The 12,068-nt window shown below is 63.8% G+C and carries 11 protein-coding genes and 1 pseudogene; 8 read left to right on the top strand and 4 right to left on the bottom strand.

Annotated features, from left to right (window positions below; all coding sequences use genetic code 11):
- The first annotated feature begins 1 nt into the window (after position 1).
- From ACP691_RS02305 to ACP691_RS02285, 5 genes are all read left to right on the top strand, one after another.
- On the top strand, positions 2-826 hold the full coding sequence (locus ACP691_RS02305) for an ABC transporter permease (protein ID WP_426149889.1): 825 nt from the start codon (positions 2-4) through the stop codon (positions 824-826).
- On the top strand, positions 819-2,288 hold the full coding sequence (locus tag ACP691_RS02300) for an aldehyde dehydrogenase family protein (protein ID WP_426149888.1): 1,470 nt from the start codon (positions 819-821) through the stop codon (positions 2,286-2,288). The genes ACP691_RS02305 and ACP691_RS02300 overlap by 8 nt, the downstream gene beginning before the upstream one ends.
- Positions 2,289-2,367: 79 nt before the next feature.
- Entirely contained in the window at positions 2,368-3,066 is a 699-nt protein-coding gene (locus ACP691_RS02295; RefSeq protein WP_040263925.1) for an AzlC family ABC transporter permease, read from the top strand.
- Positions 3,066-3,377, top strand: a complete 312-nt coding sequence (locus ACP691_RS02290; RefSeq protein WP_426150202.1) for an AzlD domain-containing protein — start codon at positions 3,066-3,068, stop codon at positions 3,375-3,377. The genes ACP691_RS02295 and ACP691_RS02290 overlap by 1 nt, the downstream gene beginning before the upstream one ends.
- 93 nt (positions 3,378-3,470) lie before the next feature.
- Positions 3,471-4,292, top strand: a complete 822-nt coding sequence (locus ACP691_RS02285; RefSeq protein WP_426149887.1) for an HDOD domain-containing protein — start codon at positions 3,471-3,473, stop codon at positions 4,290-4,292.
- Here the strand turns inward: ACP691_RS02285 and ACP691_RS02280 are convergent, their stop codons facing one another.
- Both ACP691_RS02280 and ACP691_RS02275 read right to left on the bottom strand, forming a co-directional pair.
- The gene (locus ACP691_RS02280) at positions 4,293-5,234 is read right to left on the bottom strand and encodes an iron-sulfur-binding ferredoxin reductase (protein WP_426149886.1); all 942 of its coding nucleotides are present in this window, start codon (positions 5,232-5,234) and stop codon (positions 4,293-4,295) included.
- On the bottom strand, positions 5,227-6,333 hold the full coding sequence (locus tag ACP691_RS02275; protein ID WP_426149885.1) for a diguanylate cyclase domain-containing protein: 1,107 nt from the start codon (positions 6,331-6,333) through the stop codon (positions 5,227-5,229). The genes ACP691_RS02280 and ACP691_RS02275 overlap by 8 nt, the downstream gene beginning before the upstream one ends.
- Before the next feature lie 328 nt (positions 6,334-6,661).
- Here ACP691_RS02275 and ACP691_RS02270 point away from each other — a divergent pair, with 328 nt between their 5' ends.
- The 3 genes from ACP691_RS02270 (at position 6,662) to ilvA (ending at position 10,869) form a co-directional block, all read left to right on the top strand.
- The gene (locus ACP691_RS02270; protein ID WP_426149884.1) at positions 6,662-8,185 is read left to right on the top strand and encodes a fumarate hydratase; all 1,524 of its coding nucleotides are present in this window, start codon (positions 6,662-6,664) and stop codon (positions 8,183-8,185) included.
- 234 nt (positions 8,186-8,419) lie between these two features.
- Positions 8,420-8,584, top strand: coding sequence for a hypothetical protein (locus tag ACP691_RS02265; RefSeq protein ID WP_426149883.1), 165 nt, complete (start codon positions 8,420-8,422; stop codon positions 8,582-8,584).
- Positions 8,585-9,318: 734 nt separating this feature from the next.
- On the top strand, positions 9,319-10,869 hold the full coding sequence (gene ilvA, locus ACP691_RS02260) for a threonine ammonia-lyase, biosynthetic (RefSeq protein ID WP_426150201.1): 1,551 nt from the start codon (positions 9,319-9,321) through the stop codon (positions 10,867-10,869).
- A gap of 443 nt (positions 10,870-11,312) precedes the next feature.
- Here the strand turns inward: ilvA and ACP691_RS02255 are convergent.
- Both ACP691_RS02255 and ACP691_RS02250 read right to left on the bottom strand, forming a co-directional pair.
- Positions 11,313-11,595: pseudogene (locus ACP691_RS02255) on the bottom strand (hemagglutinin repeat-containing protein); the annotation flags it as partial.
- A 49-nt stretch (positions 11,596-11,644) separates the two neighbouring features.
- Positions 11,645-11,905: a hypothetical protein gene (locus ACP691_RS02250; protein WP_426149882.1), complete on the bottom strand. Its 261-nt coding sequence runs from the start codon at positions 11,903-11,905 to the stop codon at positions 11,645-11,647.
- Between the last annotated feature and the right edge of the window lie 163 nt (positions 11,906-12,068).

Here is a 12,068-nt window from a genome sequence, read left to right as displayed (position 1 = left end):
CATGTGGCTACGCAGCTATTCAACCCTGCTTTACCTGTTTCTCTACGCCCCCATCGGGCTGATCGTGGTGTTCGCCTTCAACGCCGGGCGCAGCGGCCTGGCGTTCCAATGCTGTTCCACCCAGTGGTTCGGGAGCGCCTTCGCCAACCCGTTCATCCTCGAAGCCCTGGCCAACAGCGCGCTCATCGCCCTCGGCTCGGCCACCCTGGCCACGCTCTTCGGCACCCTGGCCGTATTCGGCCTGGAGCGGCTCGGGCCTCGAGTACGCCTGGTGTTCGATGCGCTGACCTACTGCGCCATCATCGTTCCGGGGATCGTGATCGGCATTTCCACCCTGATCGCCTTCATGAGCCTGTTCGACCTGGTCAACCCATGGCTACGGGCGTGGTTCCCGAGCCTGGAGCCACTGAACATGGGCTACTTCAGCGTGATCGCCGCCCATTCGCTATTCACCATGGCGCTGGTAATGGTGATCGTGCGCACCCGAGTGCGTTCGCTGGACCGGGCGCTGCTCGAAGCTTCGGCAGACCTGTACGCGCCTCCGCTGGAAACCTTCCGCCGAGTGACCCTGCCGCAGATCGCGCCGGGCATACTCGCCGGGTTTCTGCTGGCGTTCACCTTCAGTTTCGACGACTTCATCATCGCCTTCTTCGTCAGCGGCGCTCACACCACCTTGCCAATCTACATCTTCTCTTCGATCCGCCGCGGCATTACTCCTGAGATCAATGCCCTCTCCACGGTGATCATCGCCGCGTCACTGGCGTTGCTTTTCACTTCCCGTTACCTACAGAACCGCCGCCCCGGCGCAGGAGCCCAGCATGCGTGATCAGCTCTACATCAATGGCCAATGGGTAGGGCCGGACTTGGGCGGCCGCCTGGAGGTGATCGACCCCGCCACGGAGGAGCCCCTCGGCAGCGTGGCCGCTGGCACAGAGGAAGACATCGACAATGCTGTACGCGCCGCCCGCGCGGCCTTCGAAGGTGGGTGGGGCACCACTACCGGGGAAGAGCGCAGCCAATGGCTCGAGCGCCTGGCCGATGCCCTGGAGGAACAGCAAGCGAGCCTAGCAGAGCTGGAAGTGCACGACAACGGCAAGCCGCTGCCCGAAGCCCAATGGGACATCAGCGATGCCATCGGTTGCTTTCGTTATTACGCAGGCCTGGCCCGGGAGCTGGATACCCGGCAGGGTCAGCCGGTGGCCTTGGCCGACTCGCGCTTCACCTGCCGACTGCGTTATGAGCCCATCGGCGTGGCCGGGCAGATCGTGCCCTGGAACTACCCCTTGCTGATGGCGGCCTGGAAGGTGGCGCCAGCCCTCGCCGCGGGCGCGACCCTGGTCCTCAAGCCCTCGGAGCTGACACCGCTCACGGCCCTGGAGCTGGCTGGCGCCGCCGAGCGTATCGGCCTGCCGCCAGGGGTGCTCAACGTGGTGACCGGAACGGGGGGCGAAGCGGGGGCGCCCTTGAGCAGCCATCCGGGCGTAGACAAGCTCGCCTTCACCGGCAGCGTGCCCACGGGGGCGAAGATCATGGCCGCCGCCGCGCAGGACATCAAGAACATCAGTCTGGAGCTGGGCGGCAAGTCGGCGCTCATCGTATTCGACGATGCCGAGGTGGACGCCGCGGTGGAATGGATACTCTTCGGCATCTTCTGGAACCAGGGCCAGGTATGCAGCGCCACCTCCCGATTGCTGGTACAGGAAGGCATCGCCGCTCGGTTGCTCGAGCGCCTGGTCGAAGCGACGCGGGCGATCACCATCGGCCCGGGACTGGAGCCGGGCGTGCTGCTGGGCCCTCTGGTAAGCGCGGGGCAGCATGCGAAGGTATTGGCGATGATTGCTCAAGGCAAGGCCCAAGGCGCGCGCCTGCTCACCGGGGGCCGTCGGCCAGCGCAACTGGAGCGGGGCTATTTCCTGGAACCGACGATTTTCGACGAGCCCGACCCGACAAGCGCCTTGTGGCGTGAAGAGATCTTCGGCCCGGTATTGTGCGTGCGCCGGTTCAAGGATGAAACCGATGCGCTGAGCCAAGCCAACGCCAGCCGCTTTGGCCTCGCTGGCGCCGTAATGACGGCGGACCCCCAGCGCGCCACTCGAATGGCCAATGGCTTGCGGGCGGGTATCGTCTGGGTGAACTGCTCCCAGCCCACCTTCGTGGAGGCGCCCTGGGGCGGCATGAAGCACAGCGGCATTGGCCGCGAGCTGGGACGCTGGGGGCTGGACAATTACCTGGAGGTGAAACAGGTGACCGAATATACCAGCCATGAACCCTGGGGCTGGTACCTCTAAGCCGTGGTTTCACAGGGCAAGACAAGCCGCCTAGGACCTGACATCCTTGGCGGCCCTGTCGATTATTCTGAATGTCGCCATGCCCGTGCCTGCTCCCCATCGCCCCGCTTTTCTTCGTGGCGCCGTTGCTGTGCTGCCCCTGTCCCTGGCCTGCCTGCCCTGGGGGCTGTTGGCCGGCTCCCTGGCGGTGGACGCGGGGCTGACCCCACTGCAAAGCCAGGGGCTGTCGACCATCGTTTTCGCCGGGGCGGCCCAGTTGGTGGCCATCGGTATGTTCAAAGGTGGCGCGGGTGCGTTGTCCATCCTGATCACTACCTTGCTGCTGACCTCCCAGCACCTGCTCTATGGCATGCACATGCGCGCACGGGTAGCGCCGCTCGATGCCCGCTGGCGCATGGGGCTGGGCTTTTTGCTGACCGATGAACTGTTCGCCCTCACCAGCCAGCAAACGCCCGAGCACTTCCAACGTTGGTATGCCCTGGGCGCCGGGCTGACATTCTACCTGGCGTGGAACCTCTGCACCCTGGCCGGCATCGTGCTGGGCAAGAGCCTGCCCGGCTTGCAGAACCTGGGCCTGGATTTCTCCATCGCCGCTACCTTCATCGCGCTCATCACTCCGGTAGTGCGCTCCATCCCCGCCGCGGTGTGCGTGGCGGTGGCGCTGGTGTGTTCGGTAACGTTCAGCCTGTGGCGGCTGGAAAGCGCGCTGGTGCTGGCGGGGCTGTGCGCCATGGCCGCCGGCTACGCCTGCCAACGGCTGATGGAGCGTGCGCGATGATGGTTTGGCTCGTCATTTTTGGCATGGGCGCGGTGCTGTTCTTCAACCGCTATGTCTTTCTTGAGCCGCGCTTGCCACTGCGCCTCGGGCAGCGCGCCAGGGAGTTCCTCGGCTTTGCCGTGCCGGGCATGCTGACGGCCATCTGCGGCCCTATCGTCTTCATGCCGGGGCACCAGTTGAACCTTTCCCTGGGCAACCCTTACCTGTTGGCCGGGCTGTGCACGGTGGTGCTGATGCTGCTGACCCGCAGCGTGTTGGGCAGCGTGGCGCTTGGCATGCTGGCGTTCTACGGGCTACGCGCCTGGCTGTGATTTGGATTGAACGTTCGGTGCGCTCAAACGGCCGAATGCACAACCGAAAAAATTGCCTATCGTTGTGGGTATCGACGTAGAAAGGTGGAAGCCATGGAAATCGAAAAGCTGTTCGCCCAGTTGCACACTTTGCCCAGCATTCCCAGGGTCGCCCAGGACCTGATCGGCCAGTTCGACAATCCGTCTTCGAGCCTGGAAGCCATTGCGCGCAACATCGAAAAGGACCCGGTGATCTCGGCGAAGATCCTGCGCCTGGCCAACTCGGCGCGCTTCAGGGGCGCGCGCGAATCCACCAGTATCGAAGACGCCGCCATGCGCCTGGGTTTCAACACCATGCGCACGCTGGTGCTGGCCAGCGCGGTGACCGGCGCCTTCACCGCGCCGGCGTCGTTCAACCTCAAGGGTTTCTGGCTCAAAAGCTTTCAGGTGGCGAGCATTGCCCGGGTATTGGCCAAGCAGACCGGCCAGGACCCTGAAGTGGCCTTCACCACCGGCCTGATGCACAACATCGGCGAATTGCTGATTCAAACCGGCGCGCCTGAACTGGTGGACAGCCTCAACGCACGCCGCTCGTCCTCCCCCGCCCACGCGGCCCATGAAACCCTGCACCTGGGCTTCGGTTACCCGGAAGTCGGCGCCGAGCTGGCGCGCCGCTGGAACCTGCCCAAGCAGATCCAGGACGGCATCGCCTACCAGGCCAAGCCGCACCAGACACCGGGCAATTCCCCCCTGCCCTTGCTGATCGCCCAGGCCGATGAGGTGAGCGATCGCCTGCAAGAGTTCGGCGGCCCCACGCCGGAGGCCAAGGCCCAGCTCAACGACGCCCTGATGCAAGGCGTGGATCTGGAACTGCTGTTCGACGCCCTGCCAGCGGTGTTGGAAGCGGACAAGGCCTTTGCCGAGCTGCTGAGCTGATCAGCCTTCGGGGGTGGCTGGAGCCCCCTCCAGAAACACATCCATGAACAGCTGATTACGGGGCAGGCCCGCCATGTACAGGCGGCGGGCCGTGGTTTCCACGAACCGGGGCCCTCCGCAGGCCAGGGCCAGGGTCTGGCGCGAAGGGCGCGCGTTCTCCAGACCGGCCTCCATAGGAATCAGGTCAATCGTCAGCTCAGGGCGCTTTGCCGCCAGGGCCTGCAACTCGGCCGCCAGGTAATGCTCCCCCGGCCGCGCCACATGCATGACCCGGATGCCCCCCCGGTGCTGCTGCCGCAACGCCTCGCGCAGAATCGCCCAGAGCGGCGCCAGGCCGGTACCACTGGCCAGCAGCCACAAGGGCCGGCCGTCCCAGGCCGGGTCATACTGCAGAGGCCCGCCCAGCACCTCGCCCAGCCGCAAGGAATCGCCCACCATAAGGGCGCGGGCGCGGTCAGCGAACGCGCCGGGGCGGCCGCATTGCAGGTGAAACTCCAGCCAGGGTGCTTCTTCCGGCAGACTGGCGAAGGAGTAAGGCCGCGCGACGCCGTCTTCGGTCCACAGCAGCACATGTTGCCCGGCGCTGTAGCGTAACGGGCGCGCCGGTGTCAGCCGCAGCCGCAGTACATTCGGCGCGAGCCAGGCCAGCTCGCTCACCTGGGCGGGCACGCCATGCAGCCGCGGGTCATAGGGCACCACGCTTAGATCGTCCTGAACCTGGCATTGGCAGGCCAGGCGCCAGCCTTGCGCCCGCTCTTGAGGAAGCAGGGCTTCGGGCAGGCGGTCCAGCGGCTCACCACTGACGCAGCGCACCCGGCAGCTATGGCAATGCCCAGCGCGGCAACTGGACGGCACGGCAATGCCGCCGCTGTTCAAGGCGTCGAGCAGATTGGCCCCTGCCGCTACCTGCCAGGCACGCTCGCCTACCCGCAGTTCAGGCATCGCTGCATTCCCAGGCGGCCACGCAGCGGTTGCGCCCGGCGCGCTTGGCCTCGTAGAGCGCATTGTCGGCCCGGTGCAGCGCCTCATCGAGGTTATCGCCGTGCCCCAGCAACGTCATGCCGGCGCACAGGCTCAAGCTGCCCAGCTTGCCCTCCAGCGGACGCACCGTGCCAAACGCCAGGCGCAGGCGCTCGCAGCACAGGGCCAGGCGCTCAGCATCGCAGCCGAGCATCAGCAGCACGAATTCCTCGCCGCCGTAGCGGGCCAGCACGTCACCCTCGCGCAGGCAGGCAGCGGCCACCTGGGCGAACCCTTGCAGCACGGCATCCCCGGCGGCATGCCCGTGCAGGTCGTTGATGCGCTTGAAGTGGTCCAGGTCGATCAGCGCCAGGCCATGGCTCTGCCCCGGGCGCAGCCCCTGCAGCTCGCGGGAGGCCAGGCGCAGGAAGTGACGCCGATTGAACAGCCCGGTGAGCTCGTCGGTGGCCACCAGGTCCTCGAGCTGGCGCATCATGCCGCGCAAGGTGTCCTGGTGAGCCTGGAGGGCATAGCGGCGCTGGCGCATGCGATAACGGGACGCTTGCACGTAATTGGCGTACAGGCACAGCCAGAACAGCACGATGAACAATACCGCCGCCTGAATCGCCACCAGGCCCGGATCGTGCAGCAGGCCGGCATCGGCCTCGTACAGGTTCAGCGCCACGAAGCTGCCCATGACCAACAGGGCGCAGCGCAGGAACACCGCGCGCGGCAGGTGGAACAGGCCGAACATCAACGGCACCACATAGATCATCAGGAATGGCCCCCGGGCCTCTCCCAGGTGATGCAGCAGCCAGGTATGCCAGCCAATGCCCATCCAGATCTGGGCTTCGGTCAGGCTGGGGTCATCGAAACGAAGGTTGTGGCCCAGGGCGAAGGCCAGCCCGAGCACCCCTTGGCTGAGCAGCAGCGCAATGCCCGCCACCGTGAGCGTATGGGCGGTGCCGTGGAAATAGCCGCCCAGAAAGGCCACCGCGACCAGCACCACCATCATCACATAGCTGCTGGCGCCCAGCAGGAAGCGCTTGATGAAAAGCTTTTGAAGATTATGTTCAGTCACTCGTTGACTCACCGTACTCACCGGGATCCCATCCCTTACCACAGTTATGGCAAGATGCCACTTTAGTGGCCTGTGCAAGAAATAACCATCGGATTTTCCACTCATCCGATGACCGCGCCTCAGCCGATGCCCCCTGGGCCCGCCGACTATCGCACGCCATCGCTCGATGGCGGCTGTGCCACCGCCCCTGGCGGCGGTATACTGCCGCGCCTTTTACTGGCCCCCCGCCTGCCCTGCCCTGTTGGTGGCTGCGGGCAGCGCTGGTGAGGCCGCCCCGCGTGCCCTGCGCGAGGCCGAGAAATGTTCCCGTGTCAAAGAGGAGCGCGCCGTGACCGTGATCAAGCAAGACGACCTCATCCAGAGTGTCGCCGATGCCCTGCAGTACATCTCCTACTATCACCCCGTGGATTTCATCCAGGCGATGAACGAAGCCTACGAGCGCGAGGAATCCCCCGCCGCCCGTGACTCCATCGCCCAGATCCTGATCAACTCGCGCATGTGCGCCACCGGCCACCGGCCGATCTGCCAGGACACCGGTATCGTCACGGTCTTCGTGCGGGTAGGCATGGACGTACGCTGGGACGGCGCCACCATGAGCGTGGACGACATGCTCAACGAGGGTGTGCGCCGTGCGTACAACCTGCCGGAGAACGTGCTGCGCGCCTCCATCCTGGCCGACCCGGCCGGTAGCCGCAAGAACACCAAGGACAACACCCCGGCGGTGATCCACTACTCCATCGTGCCGGGCAATACGGTCGAGGTGGATGTGGCCGCCAAGGGTGGCGGTTCCGAGAACAAGTCCAAGATGGCCATGCTCAACCCGTCCGACTCCATCGTCGACTGGGTACTCAAGACGGTACCCACCATGGGCGCCGGCTGGTGCCCGCCGGGCATGCTGGGCATCGGCATCGGCGGCACCGCCGAGAAGGCCGCGGTGATGGCCAAGGAAGTGTTGATGGACCCCATCGACATCCACGAGCTCAAGGCCCGCGGCCCGCAGAACCGTATCGAGGAACTGCGCCTGGAGCTGTTCGAGAAGGTCAACCAGCTGGGCATCGGTGCCCAGGGCCTGGGCGGCCTGACCACGGTGCTGGACGTGAAGATCATGGACTACCCTACCCACGCCGCCTCGCTGCCGGTGTGCATGATCCCCAACTGCGCCGCCACCCGCCATGCCCACTTCGTGCTCGACGGCAGCGGCCCGGCCGCGCTGGAGGCGCCGCCCCTGGACGCCTACCCGGAGATCGTCTGGGAAGCTGGCCCATCGGCGCGCCGCGTGGACCTGGACAGCATCACCCCCGAAGACGTGCAGAGTTGGAAGCCGGGCGAAACCCTGCTGCTCAACGGCAAGATGCTCACCGGCCGCGATGCCGCGCACAAGCGCATGGTGGACATGCTCAATAAGGGCGAAGCCCTGCCGGTGGACCTCAAGGGCCGCTTCATCTACTACGTGGGCCCGGTCGATCCGGTGCGCGAAGAAGTGGTAGGCCCGGCCGGCCCGACCACCGCCACCCGCATGGACAAGTTCACCCGGCAGATTCTCGACCAGACCGGCCTGCTGGGCATGATCGGCAAATCCGAGCGCGGCCCGACCGCCATCGACGCCATCAAGGACTACAAGGCCGTGTACCTGATGGCCGTGGGTGGTGCCGCCTACCTGGTGGCCCAGGCCATCAAGGGCGCCCGCGTGGTGGCCTTCGAGGAGCTGGGCATGGAAGCGATCTACGAGTTCGAGGTCAAGGACATGCCTGTCACCGTAGCGGTAGACAGCCAGGGTGAGTCGGTGCACATCACCGGCCCGGCCATCTGGCAGGGCAAGATCGCCGAAAGCCTGGCGGTGGAGGTGCGCTGAAGCGCCCTCGATTACCTAAGGCGGCGTTCTCTGGCTGCACGCGAAAAAAACCAGTGAAGGGTGACCGACACTGGTTTTTTTATGCCGTTTGCTGATTGGAAGACCTAGTTACAAATGAGTATGTCTGTAAATGCCCGCTCCTACGGACCCGACGGGGCAACGCCGCTAACTTGCGTTGCTGGCAGTTGATCCCGCGCGTACTATCCACATGACCTGTTGCCGAAGGTAAGCCTCATGCCTCATTTTGCTAACACCCCCCCAGCTGACGAACGGAAAGCACCGCGACGCTCGAAAAAAAATCCGCGCGATGTGATTGTTGTGGTGGAAGAAGCCGCTCGCGTCGGTGATGCCCGCTTTCAGTATTTCGTCGAAACGGGCAAGCTTCGGCGCTCTGAGTGAGGGGTAGGTGGCAGTCGCAAGGGTATTCGTGACGAAGGAGTTCTCGGGGCTTCCCGGTTGGTACGATCTATACGTCGATTTTTACAATTTCAAAGTGTGTGGCATCACCCCATCGAATGGGGCCGAGACGCAACGCTTTACCAGTATCCGTTTGCCCATGTTCAGTTAACGAACTGCCCGCTCGTCCTTGCTCGCTGGAGCCTGATCAGCGATCCTTTCAAACGGGTCATCAAGCGCTCCGAGGCCAAGCATGACTTTTGGCTTCTCTACGCAGTCGACGAAGTTGAGAACAGCTTTCTCATGCTCGATGTCTTCGGCCCGAACGCGCACAGACACCCTTATTTCCAGAACTACCTCCGATCACTCAAAGCAGAGATTGTCCGCCCGTGGATCGAAGGCAGGCTGTCTTGCTTCGAGCCTCCTGAAGATCATGAACCAGTATGCATGCGTGCCACGGGCTCGGTGCACTGAACGTACACGCTTGGGCAAATCGGGCAGTTGCCACAGGGCCGGGCTGCCACTAGTATCCAGGATATGAATTTCCAGCGCAGCTATACCACTGCTTCCATCATTATCACCGCCATTCCAGCACTGGCGGGCTAGCGTTCATCTGCACCCCACCCGCCTCCGAGGCGGGTGGTTCACTGTCTCGAGGCCCTGAAACGAGAGACAGCATGCCCAGCCTCACCACTCCCGGAAATAGCCCTGATAACTCGAGCCACACAGCCCAGGCCGTGGGCGCTGCGCAACGAAGCAGCCTCGATCTTCTACTTAAAAGCTACGTAACCCGCATTCTGTCGGCTCCGGTATATGACGTGGCTGTGGAAACGCCTTTACAAGTCGCGCCAGCGCTCAGCGCGGCCTCGGGCAACCAGGTGCTGCTGAAGCGGGAAGACCTGCAGCCGGTGTTCTCTTTCAAAATTCGAGGGGCCTACACGCGCCTGGCTCGCCTTGGCGAAAGCCAGCGTCAGGCGGGTGTGATCACCGCTTCAGCCGGCAACCACGCCCAGGGCCTTGCCCTGGCCGCACAGACCTTGGCGGTAATGTGCCAAGTGGTGATGCCAGTGACCACGCCGGACGTGAAAATCCAAGGAGTACGCAGCCGGGGCGCCGAGGTGATCCTCCACGGCGATGCCTTTCCCGAGGCCCTGGCCTATGCCCTGGCCTTGGCGCAACGCCAAGGCGTGACCTTCGTGCCCCCTTTCGACGACCCCGATGTGATCACCGGCCAGGGCACGGTCGCCATGGAGATGCTCCGCCAGCAGCAGGGGCCGCTTGACGCCATCTTCTTGCCCGTAGGCGGCGGGAGCCTGATCGCTGGCGTGGCCGCCTACGTGAAATACCTGCGGCCCGACATTCGCATCATCGGCGTTGAACCCCATGACTCCAACTGCCTGCAACAAGCCTTGAGCGCGGGGAAACCGGTAACGCTCAACGAGGTTGGGCAATTTGCCGATGGCGTGGCCGTGGCGCGCATCGGCGAACATAACTTCGAGCTATGCCGCCACCTTGTGGATGAAGTGATCACCGTAAGCGCCGATGAAATCTGTGCGGCCATCAAGGACATCTACGACGACACGCGCGCTATCTGCGAACCGGCCGGCGCTTTGGCAGTAGCGGGGCTCAAGCGTTACGTCGAGCGCACCGGCTGCCAAGGCCAGGCGCTGGCGGCTATCACTTCAGGCGCGAATATCAGCTTCAACCGCCTGCGCCATGTGGCCGAGCGCGCCGCCTTGGGCGAAGGACGCGAAGCCTTGCTGGCGGTGACCTTGGAAGAGCAGCCTGGCAGCCTACGGGCGTTCTGCAAAACTCTGGGCAAACGACAGATCACCGAATTCAACTACCGCTGCCAGGGCCGTGCCCATGGCCATATCTTTCTAGGTGTGCAAACCGACCCCGAACACGATCCTCGTCAAGCCTTGGTATCCCGACTCCGGCATTTGGACTACCCAGTGCTGGACATCACCGACAACGAACTGGCCAAGCTTCATCTGCGCCACACCGTAGGAGGCCGCGCCCCCACCGGACTGAAGGAACGCCTCTATCGGCTAACCTTCCCGGAACGCCCAGGCGCCCTCGCCGCCTTCCTTGACGCCCTGGACCCTAGCCTGAACATTACACTCTTCCACTACCGTAACCATGGGGCCGATGCCGGGCGCGTCCTGATGGGCCTTGAGCAATTGCCTGGCTACGGTGCCGAGCGTATCGCTGAGCTGCTTCAGGCCTGCGACTGCCCGTTTACGGATGAGACGGAGAATGAGGCGTACCGGTTGTTCATTGGGTGAGGCTGACGGGGCTTCCTGGGTCTAGGCTCTGTGTGAAAGCCTTGATATTTGGTGATGCGGCGTTGAAAACAGCCCCGAAATGCTCATTTACAATCCGTAAACGTCGCTTGCTCGAGCTCTTTGTTTATAGCAGTGGCCTGGTATGAAAGGACGTCATCCGGTTCAAGAGCAGATAGCCGCTGCCGGGTGCTGATGGGCCTGGAGGCCCTGGCGGGTTTGAGCGCGGCCCGCATGGCCGAGATGTTCGGGGCGTGCAGCTGTCGATTTACCTGTGAAACGAAGTTGTGAGCGGAGAAATAACGGAGGGGCCTGCGGCTGGGAGCTCAGTAGCTGCAAGCCACCGCCCCCACGACATCGCGGCGGTGCTGTCCGTCAGAAGGCGTAGCGGGTCCCACGGTGAGCGGCGCGGTGGCGGCTACCGCAACCCGGCACCGAGCTCGGCCGTTCGAAACGCTGCTCGGCAGTCGGTTGCCCGCTTCAACCAACCCGTTGTTGACCAGGTCGCCACCCGCCGAGGCCGAGAGGTCGTTGCTGGCCTTAAGGGTGCCGACGTTGTCCAGATTCTTGCCGGCGATCAGGCTTAGATCGTTACCGGCAATCAAGGCGCCGGTCGGGCCCAGGCGGCCGCTGGCCTGGGCCAGGTACACCACCGGCACCAGCACGTGCTCGCCGTTCCACCACCGCGTCTTCTATCCACACGATGTCGTGGGTCAGCGCGACTAACTCCGCCTGGGCCTGATAAGAGAGCTTTTCGTCAGTAAAAGGCTAGCAAGCGCTAGCCCACTGGCTGAACGACTTCGTCTAACCTTTCTTCAATGACATCCATCACGCGGCAGCCGTCCTCCAAAAGCAAATGCGCTGCCTGGGATATTCTTCTGATATCGCAGTCGTCTGCGCCTTCCAAGCTCGCAAGGAGGTGGCGCGCGCTTCGAAACCTTTCTTCAGCATAACGGAAGGTTTCAGGGAACAAGGCATCAGCTTCGACCCGCAGCAACGGGCGTTTTGAAAAGTTTTGATTGAAACGCTGGTCAGTCATTCGCTACTCCATAGAGAAGGAAAGCCGCCAAACTCACTTCCACATGAGGGTGGCAGCTATGCGCAGGTGTGGAAGACCGGGACTGAACCAGCCGGCGCGCCCGAAAGCGCCCCACGCACAGCCGCCATGACGTCACAGCTAGTAGGTAGCAGCAGACTGACAT

Origin of the sequence: Pseudomonas sp. DC3200b2, assembly GCF_049895785.1 — a bacterium.
Classification (GTDB): Bacteria; Pseudomonadota; Gammaproteobacteria; order Pseudomonadales; family Pseudomonadaceae; genus Aquipseudomonas; species Aquipseudomonas massiliensis.
The sequence above is the reverse complement of the archived record's forward strand: the minus strand, read 5'-3'. Positions and strand labels throughout refer to the sequence as shown.

Excerpts from the sequence above, each read along its gene's own strand:
- ACP691_RS02300 (WP_426149888.1), top strand. The coding sequence starts at position 819 with ATGCGTGATCAGCTCTACATCAATGGCCAATGGGTAGGGCCGGACTTG.
- ACP691_RS02290 (WP_426150202.1), top strand. The coding sequence starts at position 3,066 with ATGGTTTGGCTCGTCATTTTTGGCATGGGCGCGGTGCTGTTCTTCAAC.
- ACP691_RS02265 (WP_426149883.1), top strand. The coding sequence starts at position 8,420 with ATGCCTCATTTTGCTAACACCCCCCCAGCTGACGAACGGAAAGCACCG.
- ACP691_RS02305 (WP_426149889.1), top strand. The coding sequence starts at position 2 with ATGTGGCTACGCAGCTATTCAACCCTGCTTTACCTGTTTCTCTACGCC.
- ACP691_RS02295 (WP_040263925.1), top strand. The coding sequence starts at position 2,368 with ATGCCCGTGCCTGCTCCCCATCGCCCCGCTTTTCTTCGTGGCGCCGTT.
- ACP691_RS02285 (WP_426149887.1), top strand. The coding sequence starts at position 3,471 with ATGGAAATCGAAAAGCTGTTCGCCCAGTTGCACACTTTGCCCAGCATT.
- ACP691_RS02250 (WP_426149882.1), bottom strand. The coding sequence starts at position 11,905 with ATGACTGACCAGCGTTTCAATCAAAACTTTTCAAAACGCCCGTTGCTG.
- ACP691_RS02280 (WP_426149886.1), bottom strand. The coding sequence starts at position 5,234 with ATGCCTGAACTGCGGGTAGGCGAGCGTGCCTGGCAGGTAGCGGCAGGG.